At 42.4% G+C, this 20,174-nt stretch carries 9 protein-coding genes; 3 read left to right on the top strand and 6 right to left on the bottom strand.

Translation table 11 applies throughout. The annotated features are described in order from the left end of the window. Position 1: 1 nt before the first annotated feature. The 5 genes from KZP23_RS04540 to KZP23_RS04520 form a co-directional block, all read right to left on the bottom strand. Positions 2-1,009, bottom strand: a complete 1,008-nt coding sequence (locus KZP23_RS04540; RefSeq protein ID WP_226334937.1) for a nucleotidyl transferase AbiEii/AbiGii toxin family protein — start codon at positions 1,007-1,009, stop codon at positions 2-4. Continuing rightward, complete coding sequence (locus KZP23_RS04535; protein WP_226336482.1) at positions 1,006-1,581, bottom strand: DUF6088 family protein; 576 nt, start codon at positions 1,579-1,581, stop codon at positions 1,006-1,008. The genes KZP23_RS04540 and KZP23_RS04535 overlap by 4 nt, the downstream gene beginning before the upstream one ends. 302 nt (positions 1,582-1,883) lie before the next feature. Then, positions 1,884-2,261: a VOC family protein gene (locus KZP23_RS04530; protein ID WP_226334936.1), complete on the bottom strand. Its 378-nt coding sequence runs from the start codon at positions 2,259-2,261 to the stop codon at positions 1,884-1,886. Between the two features lie 164 nt (positions 2,262-2,425). Further along, the gene (locus KZP23_RS04525) at positions 2,426-4,756 is read right to left on the bottom strand and encodes a M1 family metallopeptidase (RefSeq protein ID WP_226334935.1); all 2,331 of its coding nucleotides are present in this window, start codon (positions 4,754-4,756) and stop codon (positions 2,426-2,428) included. Positions 4,757-4,850: 94 nt separating this feature from the next. Next, positions 4,851-5,432 carry a HupE/UreJ family protein gene (locus KZP23_RS04520; RefSeq protein ID WP_226334934.1) on the bottom strand — a complete coding sequence of 194 codons (582 nt, stop codon included), beginning with the start codon at positions 5,430-5,432 and terminating at the stop codon, positions 4,851-4,853. Positions 5,433-5,607: 175 nt separating this feature from the next. Here KZP23_RS04520 and KZP23_RS04515 point away from each other — a divergent pair, with 175 nt between their 5' ends. Beyond that, positions 5,608-6,099 (top strand): DUF6702 family protein, encoded by a 492-nt coding sequence (locus tag KZP23_RS04515; RefSeq protein ID WP_226334933.1) that lies wholly within the window; start codon positions 5,608-5,610, stop codon positions 6,097-6,099. A gap of 3 nt (positions 6,100-6,102) precedes the next feature. On the opposite strand, the gene KZP23_RS04510 is transcribed toward KZP23_RS04515, so the two are convergent. Continuing rightward, positions 6,103-7,578 carry an aldehyde dehydrogenase family protein gene (locus tag KZP23_RS04510; RefSeq protein ID WP_226336481.1) on the bottom strand — a complete coding sequence of 492 codons (1,476 nt, stop codon included), beginning with the start codon at positions 7,576-7,578 and terminating at the stop codon, positions 6,103-6,105. A 262-nt stretch (positions 7,579-7,840) separates the two neighbouring features. On the opposite strand from KZP23_RS04510, the gene KZP23_RS04505 reads away from it, so the two are divergent. Beyond that, on the top strand, positions 7,841-8,080 hold the full coding sequence (locus KZP23_RS04505) for a hypothetical protein (RefSeq protein ID WP_226334932.1): 240 nt from the start codon (positions 7,841-7,843) through the stop codon (positions 8,078-8,080). A gap of 13 nt (positions 8,081-8,093) precedes the next feature. Next, positions 8,094-20,171: a DUF7507 domain-containing protein gene (locus KZP23_RS04500; RefSeq protein WP_226334931.1), complete on the top strand. Its 12,078-nt coding sequence runs from the start codon at positions 8,094-8,096 to the stop codon at positions 20,169-20,171. Positions 20,172-20,174 lie beyond the last annotated feature (3 nt).

The following is a 20,174-nucleotide window of genomic DNA, read 5'->3' as shown; positions in this document are numbered from 1 at the left end:
TTCAGCGTTGGCCAATTCGGTTGATTCTTTTTTGTAACTTAGTTAGTCGTTTTATAAGTTTTTCAAATGTCAATGGTTCTCCGTAAATCATAAATTTGGTCATTTCGGTATAGTCTTTTTCGTATTCGTTGATTATAGGTTCATCTGGAATGATTTTTATTTTGTCCGGTGTATGGCTACTGTAATCAAGCCCCCGTAATGGGTTAAACTTTTCCCTGTGTGAAACGATGTGGTCGTATAAACCTTTGTTTTTCAAGGCTTCAATTCCGTGAGAGGTGTCCATTAGTTTTTCCAAATCGTACAAATGCCGTGAAAGTCGGTTTATCCTGATTTTCTCTGCGGGCTGTGAGAATTCTTCGTGAAGCAAAAATATCTTTTCCAGAAATGTCCTTTGTGGTAAAACAGTAGGAATGGAAAATGATCCCGTTGATAATTTCATGCCAGGAAACTGTTCACTTATCACGGAATTTATTTCCCTGTTTTCGGTGGGTTCCATAAGGGAACGAGAACTCACTTCAATCAATACCCTTTGGGGTAGGTAATTGGAAGTGTCAACTACCGAATTATAGTGTATCTCAATGGTTTGTGGATCTTTATCCGAAGCTTTTATCGGATAGGCAAACAGTTTACATTCATCGATTGCTTTCCACTCAGTGAGTTTTTGAGTTATATCTTCCAAAAATTGGATTGAGATAAATTCGCAAGATAGTTTTCTCAATTTCCGTATTTGGGTTTTGCTGATGTCACCTTCAAAGCCAAAAAACCTTCGGTCTATCGCCAGGTCAATATCTTCTGAAAACCGTTCAATCAAATTCCAACCTTTGCTTAATGAAGTACCTCCTTTAAAAACAATGTTTTCACTATATGGCAAAGTGAACGAAGCGTTGAGACAAAGTGTTACCCACCAATCTTTTTCGATGGCCACGGCGGGAAGTCCTGTCCGTTCCGTTGCTTGATTGAGGATGGTTGTCCTTCGTTCTTTTGATAAGTTGAGCCAATGGGTGTTCATTCGATGGTTTGCATTAGAATGTTATAAATCCAAGCCGGGGCAAGCTTGGAATCGTGAATAATGTTTTTAGGGTCTTCTTTTTTGATGATAGACTGTACTTTTTCAATTATGGCCTGGTCAAGGTTATCCTTACCAATGCTTTTGAGGGCTTGAATGACTAAAGTGCTTATTTCGCCTTTTGTTGATAGGTTTTTCGGGCTTGCTTTTTTGAAAGAGATGATACGTTTACCTACTTTGATGGTCCTGGCCGCTCCATCCGTGAGATAAACCACTTTTAAAGGGACTTGAGTTGATAAGCCCAATTTGTTTAATGCCTGGACGCCTGTGGGAACAATCCTCGCTTTATCTCTTCGGGCAATGGCTTGGGCAATATCTTCGGTGGAAGGGTAGAGGATGCCCAGTTCTTTATCCACTTTTGGGTATAGGTAAATACCGTGTGCCAAGTGCACAAGCACTTGTTTCTCTTTGAGGCGAAGCAAGGCTTTCTTGACACTTTCAGGATTGCCACAGTCTAAGAAGTCGTCCACAAAGACAATACTGCCCTTTGGGTAGCTTTTAAGTGTTTCAGCTATTTTTGATTCTACTTTTGGCCGTTCTATAATCGATGTTTTCGTCCCAAAAATAGTAAAAATATGGGACGAAGTAAAATCCCTTATGAATTGGTCGACTTAGGTCGTTACACACTAAATCAAATTTTTAGATTTAGGCATAGCATAAAGCCCCTCTAACAATCGTAAATCCCGTAGAAAAAGGTTCGACATTTGTTCAATAGGGGCTACAAAAGCTTTCTCTTTATTTTAAGTAGAAAGCTTTTTTGTTTTTACTAAATGTACAATCATAAGGTAATGATTGTACATTTAGTTATTTTATTGATTCAACTTTCTATCACGGATAAAATATTCCCAGCAGGGTCTTTGAACCAGGCGATGGACGGGCCGTTTTCACTTCTTGAAATGCCCATTTCGTCCGTACGGATATTGCCTGAGTATTGTTCAAATTTAATCCCTTTGACCATCAATGCTTCTACGGCCGCTTCTATATCAGGTACAGGAAAGTTCAATACCGTGAAGCTTGCTGCTTTAAAATCATCCTTTGGATAGATGATAATGGGATTGTTGCCCTTGGTGTGAATTTCCAAAATACCCATAGGGTGATCAGTGACTTTTAATCCTAATATTTCTCCATAAAACCATCGGGCCTTTTCCAAATTGTCGACTGCGAAACTGCTAAATGCTTGACTGGATATCATCATGACTGAAAGTGCTTTTCTCCAATTTACTAAATTACAGCCGCAAAAGCAGGTCTTTATAAATTGTATAGGGGTGGACGATATGTTTTTCGGATCATATATGAAAAAAGGGATGACTTGTTCTTGTCATCCCTTTTTGGTACAAATGAGTGATATTCTTTTTGAATTTACTTCTTTTTCTTTGCGTCTTTCATAGGATTGCTGCCAGATGCAGCTCCTCTAGGTGCACTTTCTCTTTTGAATAATTCAAATCGAGACGGTACGTTTCTCTTAGGGAAATAATTGTTTGATTCGTCAATGTCAGCAGTTTCTCGGTAAGGGTCCAAAACAATGGATTCCACTTCTTTCTCTTTAGGGAATACTTTTGTGACCACTGTTTCATTATGTCGCCAGATGTAAGCCGGAATTCGTTCTATTTCCGAGCTTCCGTCTGCATAGTTAAACTGTACAATCAGAGGCATGACCAGGCCTCCTACATTTCTGAAGGTAAGTTCATAATAATTCAAGCCGCTGTTAAAAAGCTTTCTTTCCTTTTCGTTTAGACTGGCCACAAATTCCTTATGGGCTTTTTCTTCACTGGGGCTTACTGTAAACTGGTCGTATGTAGTGTAGAAATCTCTGGTCTTGGGGTCTTTCTCCAGTACGGTCTCTTGGACGTCCTTTTCATTGGCAGTTCTTGAAATATAACTTTCATATTTCTTATGTTCTGCAGCTGCAGCCTTTTTCTTCTCAGCAGGAGTCCTATTGTCCAATTGATACCAATGTACATTCTCAATGGCAATATCTACTGGCTCAGTACCAAAGAACCAGCCTCTCCAAAACCAGTCAAGGTCTACAGCTGAAGCGTCTTCCATGGTCCTAAAGAAATCATCAGGAGTTGGATGCTTGAATTTCCATCTTTGTGCATATTCTTTGAAAGCAAAGTCAAATAGCTCTCTGCCCATAACTGTTTCCCTTAGGATATTCAGGGCAGTAGCTGGCTTAGCATAGGCATTGGCTCCAAACTGGATAATGTTTTCAGAATTGGTCATGATAGGCTCCAAATATTGCTTCTCACCTTTCATGTAATCCACGATTTTGTGGGCCGGGCCTCTTCTGGATGGGTAGTTTCTGTCCCATTCTTGCTCAGCCATAAACTGCATAAAGGTGTTTAAGCCTTCGTCCATCCATGTCCATTGACGTTCGTCGGAATTGACAATCATCGGGAAGAAATTATGCCCCACTTCGTGGATGATCACGGAGATCATACCGTTTTTAATGGCTTCAGAATAAGTACCATCTTCATCCGGTCTACCATAGTTAAAGCAGATCATGGGGTATTCCATCCCATTGGAAGCTTCTACAGAAATGGCAGTTGGATAGGGATAATCAAAGGTTTTTGCTGAATAGGATTTCAAGGTATGGGCGACTACTCTGGTCGAATATTGCTCCCAAAGTGGGTTGGCTTCCTTGGCATAGTAAGACATGGCCATTACATCCTTGTTGCCCACGTTTACGGCCATGGCATCCCAAATGAATTTTCTGGAAGAGGTCCAGGCAAAATCCCTTACGTTTTCTGCTTCGAATATCCAGGTTTTGGTATCAGAGGCCTTTCCTTTTTCAAGCTTTTCAGCTTCCTTTTGGGTACGGATGATAACAGGGTCGCCATAGGTCGATTTTGCCTTGTTCCATCTGTCGAGTTCTGTTTCATTTAACACTTCTTCGGGATTTTGTAGCACACCAGTGGCACCGACCATATGGTCTGAGGGGACGGTGATACTTACCTTATAATCACCAAAGGTCAAAGCAAATTCTCCACGACCGTAGAACTGTTTGTTTTGCCAGCCTTCAAAATCTGAATAAACGGCCATTCTAGGGAACCATTCGGCCATGGTATAGAGATAGTTCCCATCTTCCTCAAAGTATTCATAGCCAGGTCTGCCTCCAATAAAGCTAGTCCTGTCATGAATATTAAAACTCCAGTCGACGGTAAATTGAACCTGCTCACCAGCCTTAAGAGGTTCTGAGAGATCTACTCTCATCATGGTTTCATTGATCGCAACCGGGATGTCATTTCCTTGGGCGTCTTTTACGCTGTGGATTTTGTAGCCAAGATCAAGGTCATGCCATAGGATAGATTCCAATTGACGCAATGACATCCTTTCGTGAATGCTACTCGTACTTGCTTTTTGGCTTTCGGCATCCTTTGCTCTTTGGTTTTGGTCCAGCTGTATCCAAAGGTAGCTCAGCTGATCAGGTGAATTATTAATATAAGTTACCGTTTCAGTCCCTTTGATGCTTTGGTTTTCATCATCAAGGACTACCTTAATATCATAGTTGGCCTGCTGCTGCCAGTACAAATGCCCCGGGGCTCCCGAAGCTGTGCGGTATACATTTGGAGATCGGAGCATTGGTCCTAGCTGCTCAAAACGCTCCGCATGGTTTTGCTCGCTGTGCTGGGCATTGGCAGTGCCTATGCATAGTAGGCTTAATGCGATGGAGTAAATTAATTTTTTCATATCTCTCTATTGAGTTTTTATGAATAAGAAACATGACTGTTCTTACTGATTGATCAGTGAACTCTTATTATAGGTTGTATTTGGGTTGTGCTAATTACCAATATATTGCGTCCAATACCATCATAATGGCCATGCCAAATACCACAGAGGAAATGACCAATGCCCATTCTTTTCTATTGGCACTCAAGATACCAATGGCAATAGACGAAATTAAGATGAAAATTCCTACTATGATGAGCTGTCCTACCTCCAAGCCGAGGTTAAAGGCTAAGAGAGGTTCCCAGATCGAACTTTCCCTTCCAAGCAATGATTTGAGGTAGTTGGAAAAGCCTAAGCCGTGGATCAAGCCAAAGAATAGTGCAAAGAAATAATTGGCCTGAATCCCAGATCCACTTGAAGGTCTAGGCCTCAGGATATTAAAAAAGGCAGTGACGGCGATTGTAACAGGGATAAGGAATTCTATTAAGTTGGCTTTTACAGTAAAGATATTTAAGGTGGCAAGCGCAAGAGTAATCGAATGACCTATGGTAAATGCAGTTACCAAGATCAAGATTTTTTTCCAATCCCTTAACAGGTAGATAGCGCAAAGTGCAATAATAAATAAGATGTGGTCAAAACCTTTTAGGTCAAGGATATGGTCCATGCCTAATTTAAAATACGCTTGAAACTGATTCATGTAATTTTTCGTTTTTCCATCAGATTGAAAAGATTCCGGTTAAAGCATGTATTTTTGTAAAACACAAGCTTTTGAAACTTCTCAATGAGGACTTGGCTTAGTTTAAGTTGGGTATGAAAAACAGCGGTGTAATATTAATGTTTAATTTGGACAAATAGTAAAAATCAATAACTAAATGTTATATAATTATATAGTCATATGGATGCTTGGATGGATGGTGAATCTTCATCCTTTTTATATCAGTGTGACGGATATTAACTATAATGCTGAGGCCAAAAGTTTGGAAATAGCCCAAAAGATTTTTTGGGATGACCTAGAGCAGGCACTTAGTAAAAAATATGATGAGGACCTCGATTTTTTACATCCCCAAGACCCCGAAAGATTGAGTGACTTTGTCAAAGCGTATTTGTTGGAGAATAATGTTTACGAGATCAATGGTAAGGTAGTCAAGCTTGAATATTTGGGGTATGAGGTAGAAGAGGATGCTGCCTGGTTTTATCTGGAAGCCAAAAATGTGTCTTTTCCCAAGAAGGTCAAAATTAGTAATAAAGTGCTGATCAGTGACTTTCCCGAACAGCAAAACATGGTCAATTTTTACCTCAATGACAAACCCAAGACTTTGATTTTATATAAGGACCATGAAGTTGATGACTTGGACTTTGATTAATAATTAGTTTTTAGCAAGGTAATTAAGGATTCCTGTAATGATTTTATTGGTTTTTAGGTCATAGGGAGGATAAAGGATGTTGAGCGGAGTTTTGCCTTTGCGTTGTTTCAGCACTGATTTTTCATTGCTAAAGGCCATAAATCCAGCATGGCCATGAGCTTTTCCGATACCACTTTCCTTGGTGCCGCCAAATGGAAGGTTGTTTTGTAAATACTGAATGCCGCAGTCGTTGATTGCCATAGAGCCAGCACTTATATTTTGAAGTAATTGATCAATGCAACTTTTGTCTTCGGAAAAAACATATAGCGCCAAAGGCTTGGGTTTTTGGACTAAGTAATTGATCACATCCTCCGTTTTGCTGTAGGTAATTATAGGCAATATGGGCCCAAAGATTTCCTCTTTCATGAGTAGCATTTCTTCCGTCATGCCCGAAATAATAGTTGGTTCCATATAGTTATCTTCCTTTCTTATTTCACCTCCAAAATTAATTGCAGCTCCTTTTGTTTGGGCATCTACCAATAGGTGCTGTAGACGGTTCAAGTGTTTTTGGCCAATGATCCTCCCATAATCTTTATTGGAAGAGATGCTGTTTTTTCTTGCAGGGTACATTTTTTTGATTTGTTGGATCAGGCTTGTGATGAGCTGTTCTTTTTGGGATTCATGGACAAATAAAAAGTCAGGTGCAATGCAGGTTTGACCACAGTTGATCCACTTTCCTGCTGCGACTTTTGGTACAGCATCTTTCACATCATAGCTTTTGTCGATGATTACCGGGGATTTTCCTCCGAGCTCTAAAGTGATGCTGGAGAGGTGTTTGGCAGCTGCCGTCATTACCATTTTTCCCACCCCTGGGCTGCCTGTGAAGAATATATGGTCAAAAGGAAAGGATAATAGCTGTCTGGCCATTTCTGCATCTCCTTCAAAGACGGCCACTTCCTCTTTTTCAAAACATTCCAAACACATTCGTCGGATCAATGCCGATGTATGAGGAGTAAGTTCGGAAGGCTTCAGGCAGACCGTGCAGCCTGCGGCAAGCGCAGAAATGAGTGGCCCTACACTTAAATTGAAAGGAAAATTCCAAGGAGCGATGATTAACGCCTGTCCCTTTGGTTCAAAATGGATATAAGATTTACTGCCCATAAAATATATTGGACTGGGGACTTTTTTGGGTTTCATCCAGTCAGCTAGATTTTTAATGGCATGCTTGATTTCCATAAGGACATAGGCAGTCTCTGTGATCGCTACCTCAGCTGCTGGTTTTTTAAAATCGGCATAGATGGCTTTTGAAATTTCTTCCTGATTTTTCTTGATCCATTCAAGCAGTTTTTTCAAGGATTTGATGCGCTCTTGACAGGAGCTTTTTCGCTGTTTAATTGCCCTGATTTTTTGAATTGCAAAGGTGTTTGATAGGTCCTCAGAAATGTTCATGCTCGCCATTTTTCTCCTTTTTGCTGGTTTATTACAAGATAGGAAAAATATCTTTTGAGCTTAATATGTCTCATCTTCAAGCGGTTAAATAGGAAGTCTTCTAGTGAATTTAACTACTTTTTGTACACATAAAAACGCAATTTAGTTTATAAAAAATGACTTTTATTTAAAAATAAAACACATTTTCCTTTGTAGGAAAAGACAATTGATGTACTTTTATAGCAAAATAGTGTATTTGAACAGCGTAAAATAGTCTATAAGTGTCTATAAAGATTGTTTTTGGCTGGATTAGGTAAGAATAAACAGTAGGCTTATGAACAAAAACTTTTACAAGGAAATTACACGCATCAAGTTTTTTGATTTGGCAAAAACAAGAAGAGAAAAAATCTTTCTGCTTTTGGATCTAGCAATGGATAGTTTTTCGATGGGCAGAATTTTAGGTACTGGTGATCAGGTAGATAGCTCTTTCCTGCGCTCCCCAGTTAATATCCAGGATACTGGTTTAAATTTTCAATATATCAATTTAACAAGTGGGGCATTAGCTTCACTTTAATAGAAAGACAGTCATGAAATCATTCACTAAGTATTTCTTATTTAGCTTTTTCTGTCTAATTGGAATATTCAACATTGGTTATGTTCAAGCCCAATCAAATGCTGATCTGAGAGATTGTGGATATGGATGTACCTCCAACAATTATTCGATTGCTGGAGTGTTTTTGAGCGATGTGAATGGAGTTCCAATTACGGATGCGAACAAAACGTGTACAACAGGAGAGCCAATTAATGGCGTTTATGTTTCAATTGGGATTTTATCCAATCAAAAAGCTAGTAACTATTTTGGTCGGTTATATGCTGATTTGGTCATCGGAGCCGATTCCATTTACTTGGATGTCCCTTTAGGGGATATGCCTTCAAGTAAAAATGAGGTAAGTAATAGAGTAATTTATGGTCCGATTAGTTGGGAGTGTGGCCAAGAGCTAACCCTGAGTCTTCCTCTAATTGTTTGGAAAACAAGTGATAATGCTCCAGATGAACCGATTGATTGCGGTGATTATTCTCAATCGCAATGTGAGCAGCCAGCCAGTATAGTAGTCGCCGCTCCTTTGGCCGTTCAGTTTGATGCGCAAAGTTGTTTGCCTGGCGAAAGTGATTTTTCAGTACAGTTTACCTCCACCACCAATGGAGGAATTTCGCCGTATACGATTAGCTGGAATTTTGGCGATGGTACAAATTCTTCCGCATTAAATCCTTTGCATACTTTTCCAGGTGCAGGGAGCTACAATGTGGCATTAACAGTTACTGATAATGAAGGAACCCAAAGCACCTATAATGAAACAATAAATGTATACGCTCCAATTACGGCTGATATTACCGCAGATGATATTAGTTGTTCTGGGGCCAGTGATGGAATTATTACCATTTCGAACCAGGCTGGGGGAGATGGTAACTATTCGTATGCTATATCTCCTAGTACTGGAACACTTAATGGATCTACTTACTCTGGTCTAGCTGCAGGAAGTTATACTGTTACCATCACCGATTCTAGAGGATGTTCAGTTGATCTTAATACAACGGTAAATGTTGGAGACGATACTGCTCCGGTAGTGACTGCTCCTGCTGGATTGGACATTGAAGCTTGTGGGGTGAATGATTTGGTGGGAAGTGGGGAAACCGCTTTGGCTTATAGTGATACAGAGGTACTTATTTCTCTTCAGGATTTTATCGATGAGGGAGGAAGCATTATAGAAGAAAATATAGCGAGTATTACCTATCAGGACAGTTTCTCAGGAACTTGTCCGATTGTTGTTACTAGGACTTTTACGGTTACTGATAATTGTGGTCTTTCTGACACAGAAATTCAGCTTATCAATATCAATGATACTACTGATCCCATCTTTAGTTCAGGACCAAATGATCCGGAAGTAAGAACTATAGCAGCTGGTGGAACTGAATATGTGGCTTCAGCTGGAGAATTCGATGCCGTTGCTTCAGATAATTGTAGTACAGTAGAGTTGAGTTATACCATTAATGGCAATACTCCAGTAGTGGCCAGTTCATTAGATGGCGTTGCTTTTGGATTGGGAGATACCAATGTTTCTTGGATTGCAACAGATGAGTGCGGAAATACTGCCAATTATGATTTTGTGGTAACGGTTTATGCGCCAGCTATCAATATTGAAAAGACAGTAGATCTTTCAAGTATTTCTTCTCCGGGTACTTTGACTTATACCATTACAGTAAGCAACACAGGTAACCAGAGCTTGACTGGAGTGAGCGTAGCGGATGACTTTGCAGGTGGTGCAAGCTTCGTAGGCGGTGATACTGATAATGACAATCAGTTGGATATTTCTGAATCATGGGAATACAGTGCTACTTATGAGGTTACTCAGGATGATATTGATGCCGGCACGGATTTAGTAAATACTGCGGTAGTAAGCAGTAATGAAACAGATGATGCGAGTGCTGATGCCACTACGACAATTGATCAAAACCCGGTTATTGCCATTGAGAAAGTAGTGGATGTAGCTGAAATCAGTGAGCCAACTACTCTTAACTATACCATTACAGTAACCAATACAGGTAATGTAAGCCTTACAAATGTTAGCGTGTCGGATGCTTTTGCAAATGGAGCCAGCTATGTAAGCGGAGATGGAGATGGCGATGATGAATTGGATTTGAATGAAGAGTGGATCTATAGCGCAAGTTATAATGCTACTCAAGCAAATATAGATGCAGGTGCTGCTCTTGTTAACATAGCCGTTGTGAGCAGTTCCGAAGCAGCCGATGCACAAGATGATGCGACTACTACCATTGCTCAAAATCCAAGTATTGCAATCTCTAAGGTAGTGGACAAAGCAAGTATCAGCGAACCTACTACTTTGAACTACACGATTACTGTAACCAATACTGGTAATATAAGCTTGACAGGCGTAAGTGTAGCAGATGCTTTTGCAGGCGGAGCAACTTATGTAAGCGGTGATGCAGATAATGATGGCAAATTAGATCTCGCAGAATCTTGGGTATACAATGCCTCCTACAATGCAAGTCAGGCAGATATAGACGCAGGTAATGATTTGGTAAATATAGCAGTTGTAAGCAGCAATGAAGCTGCAGATGCTCAGGATGATGTTACCACTACTATCGATCAAAATGCAGGCATAGCCATTGTTAAAGTAGTAGATGCTTCAAGTATTGCTGCGCCAACTACCTTGAACTATACGATTACGGTAACCAATACTGGTAATGTGAGCTTGACCGGAGTAAGTGTAGCAGATGTTTTTGCAGGTGGTGCGACTTATGTAAGTGGAGATATTGATGGTGATGGTGAGTTGGATTTGGCAGAATCTTGGGAATATAGTGCAAGTTATACTGCCGATCAGGCAGATATCAATGCAGGTGCTGACTTGGTGAATATAGCGGTTGTAAGTAGCAATGAGACAGCAGATGTTCAAGATGATGCGACAACAGAAATCAATCAAGGTCCTGGTGTTGCCATCAATAAAACAGTGGATGAAGGAAATATCAGTGCTCCAACCACTTTGAACTATACTATTACTATTAGGAATACAGGTAATGTAAGCTTGACCGGCGTAAGTGTGGCCGATGCCTTTGCAGGTGGCGCAACTTATGTAAGTGGAGATGATGGTGATAATGAACTGGATTTGGATGAAATCTGGATCTACTCTGCATCTTATGCAGCGACTCAAGCGGATATAGATGCTGGAACAGCTCTAGTAAATACTGCTGTGGTAAGTACGAATGAAACGCCAGATGCACAAGATGATGCGACGACCACGATCACGCAGACTCCAGGCATTGCGATCGAGAAAGTAGTGGATGAAGGAAATATCAGTTCACCAACCACCTTGAACTATACTATTACTGTTACGAATGACGGTAATATAAGCTTGACCAATGTAAGTGTGGCGGATGCCTTTGCAGGTGGAGCAGATTATGAGAGTGGTGATGCAGATAATGACGGCGAGTTGGATCTTAATGAAGAATGGGTTTATAGCGCATCCTATAATGCCACCCAAGCGGATATAGATGGAGGTGCAGATTTGGTGAATATTGCGATTGCTAGTAGTGATGAGTCTGGAAATGCACAGGATGAGGCAACTACTACTATTGAGCAGACTCCAAGCATTGCAATAGAAAAAGTGGTAGATGTAGCAGACATCAGCGAGCCAACGACCTTGAACTATACGATTACCGTAACGAACACTGGAAATATAAGCTTGACTGGAGTAGCCGTGGCTGATGCCTTTGCAGGCGGAGCAATATTGGTAAGCGGTGATGATGATACCGATGGCGAGTTGGATCTAGGTGAAGAATGGATCTACAGTGCCTCTTATGCAGCTACCCAAGCAGATATCGATGCAGGAACAGCTCTTGTTAACACAGCTATAGTAAGCAGCAATGAGGCGGCTGACGCACAGGATGATGCGGTGACCACGATCACGCAGACTCCAGGGATAGCGATCGAGAAAGTAGTGGATGTAGCAGACATCAGCGAGCCAACGACCTTGAACTATACGATCACTGTAACAAATACCGGCAATATAAGCTTGACTGGAGTAGCCGTGGCTGATGCCTTTGCAGGCGGAGCAATATTGGTAAGTGGTGATGATGATACCGATGGCGAGTTGGATCTAGTTGAAGAATGGATCTACAGTGCCTCTTATGCAGCTACCCAAGCAGATATCGATGCAGGAACTGATCTGGTAAACATAGCAGTTGTAAGCAGCAATGAGACTGTAGATGCACAGGATGATGCGACGACTACGATCACGCAGACGCCAAGCATTGCGATCGAGAAAGTAGTGGATGTAGCAGACATCAGTGAGCCAACGACCTTGAACTATACGATTACCGTAACGAACACTGGAAATGTAAGCTTGACTGGAGTAAGCGTGGCTGATGCCTTTGCAGGGGGGGCTACCTTGGTAAGCGGTGATGATGATACTGACGGCGAGTTGGATCTAGTTGAAGAATGGACCTACAGTGCCTCTTATGCAGCTACCCAAGCAGATATCGATGCAGGAACAGCTCTTGTTAACACAGCTATAGTAAGCAGCAATGAGGCGGCTGATGCCCAGGATGATGCAGTGACTACCATCACGCAGACTCCGGGTATTGCGATCGAGAAAGTAGTAGATGTAGCAGACATCAGCGAGCCAACTACCTTGAACTATACAATTACGGTAACGAACACTGGAAATATAAGCTTGACTGGTGTAAGTGTTTCAGATGCCTTTGCAGGTGGAGCGACATTGGTAAGTGGTGATGATGATACCGATGGTGAATTGGATCTTACTGAGTCTTGGATTTACAGTGCAAGTTATGATGCTACGCAGTCTGATATAGATGGTGGAGCAGATTTGGTGAATACTGCAATAGCAAGCAGCAATGAATCAAGTAATGCACAGGATGACGCCGTGACCACGATCACGCAGACTCCGGGTATTTTGATCGAGAAAGTAGTAGATGCAGCAGACATCAGCGAGCCAACTATCCTCAACTATACGATTACCGTAACGAATACTGGAAATATAAGCTTAACTGGTGTAAGTGTTTCAGATGCCTTTGCAGGTGGAGCGACATTTGAGAGCGGTGATGCTGATAATGACGGTGAGTTGGATTTGACAGAATCTTGGATCTACAGTGCATCTTATGCAGCCACTCAAGCCGATATTGATGCTGGTACTGATTTGGTCAACACGGCTATAGTAAGCAGCAATGAGTCAGGAAACGCACAGGATGATGCCGTGACTACCATCACTCAGACTCCGGGTATTGCGATCGAGAAAGTAGTAGATGTAGCAGACATCAGTGAGCCAACTATCTTGAACTATACAATTACAGTAACAAATACTGGAAATATAAGCTTGACGGGAGTAAGTGTAGCGGATGCCTTTGCGGGTGGAGCGACATTTGAGAGCGGCGATGCTGATAATGACGGCGAGTTGGATTTGACCGAATCTTGGATCTACAGTGCATCTTATGCAGCCACTCAAGCAGATATCGATGCCGGTTCTGATTTGGTTAACACGGCGATTGTAAGCAGCAATGAGGCGGCTGATGCCCAGGATGATGCAGTGACTACCATCACTCAGACTCCAGGTATTGCGATCGAGAAAGTGGTGGATGCAACTAGCATTGGAGCTCCAACTACCTTGAACTATACGATTACCGTAACGAACACTGGTAATGTGAGCCTGACCGGAGTAAGCGTAGCGGATGCCTTTGCAGGTGGAGCAAGCTTGGTAAGCGGTGATACAGACAATGACGGTGAATTGGATTTGACAGAAATTTGGGAATACAGTGCTACTTATGAAGCTATCCAATCTGATATTGATGCTGGTTCCGATTTGGTAAATACAGCAATAGTAAGCAGTAATGAGGCAGCAGATGCTCAGGATGATGCGGTTACTTCAATTAGCCAAGGTCCTGGTATTGCCATTGTGAAAGTAGTTGACCAAGTGAATATCAGTGAGCCAACTACCTTAAATTATACCATTACTGTTAGAAATACCGGAAACGTAAGCTTGACAGGTGTAAGTGTAGCGGATGCCTTTGCAGGTGGAGCAAGCTTAGTAAGTGGTGATGATGATAATGATGGTGAGCTAGACTTGACTGAGATTTGGGAATACGGCGCGGATTATGACGCTACTCAGTCTGACATCGATGCAGGTGTTGCCTTGGTCAACACAGCAGTTGTAAGCAGCAATGAGACTGCCGATGCTCAGGATGACGCAACCACGACCATTACTCAGATTCCAGGTATTGCAATTGAGAAAGTAGTGGATGTATCAGACATCAGCGAGCCAACTACCTTGAACTATACTATTACAGTGACCAACACGGGTAATGTAAGCTTGACAGGCGTAAGTGTAGCGGATGTCTTTGCAGGAGGAGCGAGTTTGGTAAGTGGAGATGAAGATAATGATGGCGAATTGGATCTTGCCGAATCTTGGATTTACAATGCATCCTACGATGCTAGCCAAGGGGATATAGATGGTGGAGCTGATTTGATCAACATTGCAATAGTAAGTAGCAATGAATCAGATAATGCTCAAGATGATGCGACTACTACTATTACTCAGACCCCAGGTATTGCAATTGAGAAAGTGGTGGATGTTGCAGCTATAGATGCACCTACGACCTTGAACTATACGATCACCGTAACGAATACCGGCAATGTAAGCTTGACGGGAGTAAGCGTAGCCGATGCCTTTGCGAGCGGAGCTACCTTGGTAAGTGGCGATGAGGATACTGATGGCGAGTTGGATTTGACCGAGGAATGGGTTTACAGCGCAAGTTATGCAGCGACTCAGTCAGATATCGATGCAGGCTCAGATTTGGTGAATGTAGCGATTGTAAGCAGCAATGAGACAGCAGATGTGCAGGATGATGCGACTACTACTATTACTCAGATTCCTGGCATAGCGATAGAAAAAGTAGTGGATGCAACTGATATCAGTGCACCGACTACCTTGAACTATACCATTACGGTGACAAATACCGGCAATGTAAGCTTGACCGGAGTGAGTGTGGCCGATGCCTTTGCCGGCGGAGCTACCTTAGAGAGTGGTGATGCAGACAATGATGGCGAGTTGGACTTGACAGAAACTTGGATTTACAGTGCTTCTTATGCGGCAACTCAGTCAGATATCGATGCCGGTGTAGACTTGGTGAATGTAGCGATTGTAAGCAGCAATGAGACAGCAGATGCGCAGGATGATGCGGTAACGACGATTACGCAGACGCCAGGTATAGCGATAGATAAAGTAGTAGATGTAGCTGACATCAGTGCACCTACGACCTTGAACTATACGATCACCGTAACGAATACCGGCAATGTAAGCTTGACCGGAGTAAGTGTAGCCGATGCCTTTGCCGGCGGAGCTACCTTGGTAAGTGGTGATGCAGACAATGATGGCGAGTTGGATTTGACCGAGGAATGGGTTTACAGTGCAAGTTATGCAGCGACTCAGTCAGATATCGATGCCGGTGTAGACTTGGTGAATGTAGCAGTTGTAAGCAGTAACGAGACTGCAGATGCGCAGGATGATGCGGTAACAACGGTTACGCAGACGCCAGGTATAGCGATAGAAAAAGTAGTGAATGCAACTGATATCAGTGCACCGACTACCTTGAACTATACGATCACTGTAACGAATACCGGTAATGTAAGCTTGACGGGAGTAAGTGTAGCAGATGCCTTTGCGGGTGGAGCTACTTATGTAAGTGGCGATGCAGATACTGATGGCGAGTTGGATCTGACCGAAGAATGGGTTTACAGCGCGGATTATGACGCTACTCAGTCTGACATCGATGCAGGTGTTGCCTTGGTCAACACAGGAGTTGTAAGCAGCAATGAGACTGCCGATGCTCAGGATGACGCAATCACGACCATTACTCAGATTCCAGGTATTGCAATTGAGAAAGTAGTGGATGTATCAGACATCAGCGAGCCAACTACCTTGAACTATACGATTACAGTGACCAACACGGGTAATATAAGCTTAACAGGTGTAAGTGTAGCCGATGCCTTTGCAGGTGGAGTTACTTATGTAAGTGGCGATGCAGATAATGACGGCGAGTTGGATCTGACCGAGGAATGGGTTTACAGCGCAAGTTATGCAGCGACTCAGGTAGATATTGATGCCGGCTTAGACTTGTTGAACGTAGCGGTTGTTAGCAGCAACGAGGCTGCAGACGCACAGGATGATGCGGTAACGACGATTACTCAGACGCCAGCCTTCACTGTAAATAAAATTGTTGACCTGGGTAATATTAACGCTCCAACAACCCTCGCTTATACTATTGAAATTGTTAATACTGGTAATATCAGTCTAAACGATATTAACCCTGTTGATATAATGCCAAATGGTAAAGCGGGAGATTTGTCTAGTCCAACTGAAAGCATCAACACAAATGATGTCTTGGAAGTAGGAGAGAAATGGACATATGCTGCTAGTTATGTTGCCACCCAAGCAGATATTGATAAAGGAATGCCTTTAGTGAATACTGTGACCATAACAGTGAATGAGGTGTCAGGTTCTGTTAGTGATGATGCATTGACAAGCATTACTCAATCTGCAGGCATAGCGATAGATAAAGTAGTAGATGCTACTGAAATCAGTGCACCTACGACCTTGAACTATACCATTACGGTGACAAATACCGGAAATGTTAGCTTGACTGGAGTGAGTGTGGTCGATGCCTTTGCCGGCGGAGCTACCTTAGAGAGTGGTGATGCAGACAATGATGGCGAGTTGGATTTGACCGAGGAATGGGTTTACAGTGCAAGTTATGCAGCGACTCAGTCAGATATCGATGCCGGTGTAGACTTGGTGAATGTAGCAGTTGTAAGCAGTAACGAGACAGCAGATGCGCAGGATGATGCGGTAACAACGATTACGCAGACGCCAGGTATAGCGATAGATAAAGTAGTGGATGCAACTGATATCAGTGCACCGACTACCTTGAACTATACGATCACTGTAACGAATACCGGTAATGTTAGCCTGACGGGAGTAAGTGTAGCAGATGACTTTGCGGGAGGAGCAACACTTGAAAGTGGCGATGCAGATAATGATGGAGAGTTGGATCTAACAGAATCTTGGATCTACAGTGCCTCTTATGCAGCGACTCAAGGAGATATCGATGCAGGTTTAGACTTAGTTAATACTGCAATAGTAAGCAGCAATGAGACTGGATCTGCCCAGGATGATGCGGTAACAACAATTACACAGACGCCAGGCATAGCAATCGAGAAAGTAGTAGATGCAGCTGATATCAGTGCGCCGACGACCTTGAACTATACGATTACGGTGACAAATACTGGTAATATAAGCTTGACCGGAGTAAGTGTAGCAGATGCCTTTGCTGGTGGAGCTACTTATGTAAGTGGTGATGCAGATAATGACACCGAGTTGGATCTGACCGAGGAATGGGTTTACAGCGCAAGTTATGCAGCGACTCAGGTAGATATTGATGCTGGCTCAGACTTGTTGAACGTAGCGGTTGTAAGCAGCAACGAGACAGCAGATGCGCAGGATGATGCTGTTACCATGATTACTCAGTCGGCATCAATCGATTTGATCAAATCTGTAGATAAGGAGTCCTACAGTGCACTTGGTGAAGTGATTACTTATACTTTGACAGTGACCAACACTGGAAACGTGAGTCTTAGTGATGTGATTGTTACAGACCCATTAACTGGCTTGGATGAGAATATAGGTAGTTTGATGCCGAGTGAAGAAAGACAGGTAATCACAACTTATGCGATCACACAAGAAGATTTGGATGCAGGAATGTTGACAAATATCGCCTCTGCGTCTGGTGATTCACCAGGTGGAGAACAAGAAGGTGATAGTGATGAGGTGTCCATTGATGGCGATCAAATACCTGGTATCCATTTGGATAAGGTAGCGATTAGTGAAAGCTTCGATGAAGTTGGTGATGTGTTGGATTATGAAATCCATGTAACTAATACTGGTAATGTTACCTTGTCCAATATATTCATTGTGGATCCGCTTACTGGCTTAGTACATAATGTGGAAAGTCTAGCACCAGGTGATGTAGAAACGGCTCTTACCAGTTATACCGTGACCCAGGAAGATCTAGATAGAGGTTTTGTAAATAACCATGCTTCTGTAATCGGTAAAGGTCCAAGGGATAGTGATCATGAGTTTGGTGATGAGGAGGACGTTCCTGCTGAATTGAGTGCGGGAATTAGCCTAGAAAAGATTGCAGATAAGGAAAGCTTCAGCGTAACCGGCGAAGTAATCACTTATACCTTGACAGTGACCAATACTGGAAATGTAACGCTGAACAATGTTATAGTTAGCGATCCATTGACAGGATTTGAAGAAACGGTGGCAAGCTTGTCCCCAGGTCAAACAGCATCCTTCAATACACCTTATACTGTAACTCAGAGTGATTTGGATAATGGAGGTGTTACCAATGTAGCAAATGCTTCTGCCAATGATCCACAAGGTAATGTGATTGAAGATGATGCAAGCGAAGAATCTGGTGCTTCCTTCAATAGGATCATAGCTAACGATGATAACTTCGGGACCTTCAATAGACCTAATTCTAGAACCTTTGGAAATATCCTATTGAACGATAGGTTGAATGGCCAGCCAGTGAGTCCTGATGAAGTAGACTTTGAGTTTGTTGATTTGGATGGTATCATAGGATTGGAGATCGCAGCTGATGGAACATTGTCCATACTTCCAGGTGTAGAAGCCAGAGAATATACCTTGAGATATGAGTTGAGAGAAAAACTCAATCCAAGCAATATGGACGATGCATTAGTAACCTTCAGAATAGTTGCCAACGAGGTGTTGCCAATGAACGACGAAGTGACTACTAATCAGAACCAGGAAGTTAATATTGATGTCTTGGACAATGATGCTACTGATTTTGTTGAGCTGGATAACTCAAGTGTAACAGTGGTCGATGGACCGGCAAATGGTTCAGTAACAGTGAATTCAGATGGAACAGTTACTTATGTTCCTGATACGAACTTCAGTGGTACAGATACTTTCACTTACCAAGTGTGTGATGTAAGTATCCCTGATCCAATCTGCGGCACAGCAGAGGTAACCGTTGAGGTGAGACCACTGTCAATGAGCATTGAAAAAACAGTGGATGTAACCAGCGCAACAGTGGGTGAAATGGTAACCTATACCATTAACCTAACCAATAATAGCACATTTACAGTAGAGGACATCATATTGTCAGATCTGCTACCGGCTGAATTAATGATAGTGTCTTCTACAATGGAGCCAGTGGCTGGAGAAACGACAGTATGGTCAGTGCCTAGCCTAGGTGTTGGCGAGTCCATCTCCTTCGACATCCAAGTAATGACACTTACAGAAGGTACCGCTGTCAATGTGGCAACTGCAACTGCAGGAGATTATTCAGTAAGTGATGAAGCGGATCCTGTGGTGATCGAGTTGGCGGACATTGACTTGAGCATTACGAAGTCCTCCATGGATGCTGAGATTTACGAGGGTGACCAATTCGACTATCAGATCATCGTTCGTAATGAGGGCATGGCTGATGCAAGCGATGTTCTGGTATCAGATCGACTTCCTTCAAATGTAAGCTTCGTGGATGCGACTTATGTGAGCAGTACTGATGAGATAGTTCCGCAAATGGATGTCAACGGGCAAAATGTGACTTGGAGCATACCATCCTTCCCAGTGGGAGGAGAACTTACCATCACACTGACAGTGAGAGCTGAGGCACCTGGAAATGTGATCAATGAAGTGACGGTTGATGCCGCTGAAAATGAAATTGATCCTGATGACAATACAGCGATAGATCAAAATGTTATCGAACCATTCTTCATCCCGAATGTGATCACACCAGGAGATGTCGATAATAAAAATGATCAGTTTGTGATCAAAGGTCTGGATAAATTTGAGCAAAACGAGATCGTGATCTTCAACAGATGGGGAGACCACGTTTACGAAGCGAAAGATTACCAGCAAGATTGGACAGCAGAAGGCCTTAATGCAGGTTCCTACTTCTATGTACTGACAGTAACTGACAGACAAGGAGAGCAACATATCTTTAAAGGTTGGATCCAAGTGATTAAGGATGGAAGTGAATTAGATAACTAAAAG

The organism is Echinicola marina (assembly GCF_020463795.1).
Classification (GTDB): Bacteria; Bacteroidota; Bacteroidia; order Cytophagales; family Cyclobacteriaceae; genus Echinicola; species Echinicola marina.
Note: the sequence above shows the minus strand (reverse complement) of the source record. Positions and strands in the feature narration are given on the sequence as shown.

Coding starts and splice junctions, on each gene's coding strand:
- KZP23_RS04530 (WP_226334936.1), bottom strand. CDS start 2,261: ATGATGATATCCAGTCAAGCATTTAGCAGTTTCGCAGTCGACAATTTG.
- KZP23_RS04540 (WP_226334937.1), bottom strand. CDS start 1,009: ATGAACACCCATTGGCTCAACTTATCAAAAGAACGAAGGACAACCATC.
- KZP23_RS04505 (WP_226334932.1), top strand. CDS start 7,841: ATGAACAAAAACTTTTACAAGGAAATTACACGCATCAAGTTTTTTGAT.
- KZP23_RS04520 (WP_226334934.1), bottom strand. CDS start 5,432: ATGAATCAGTTTCAAGCGTATTTTAAATTAGGCATGGACCATATCCTT.
- KZP23_RS04515 (WP_226334933.1), top strand. CDS start 5,608: ATGTTATATAATTATATAGTCATATGGATGCTTGGATGGATGGTGAAT.
- KZP23_RS04525 (WP_226334935.1), bottom strand. CDS start 4,756: ATGAAAAAATTAATTTACTCCATCGCATTAAGCCTACTATGCATAGGC.
- KZP23_RS04500 (WP_226334931.1), top strand. CDS start 8,094: ATGAAATCATTCACTAAGTATTTCTTATTTAGCTTTTTCTGTCTAATT.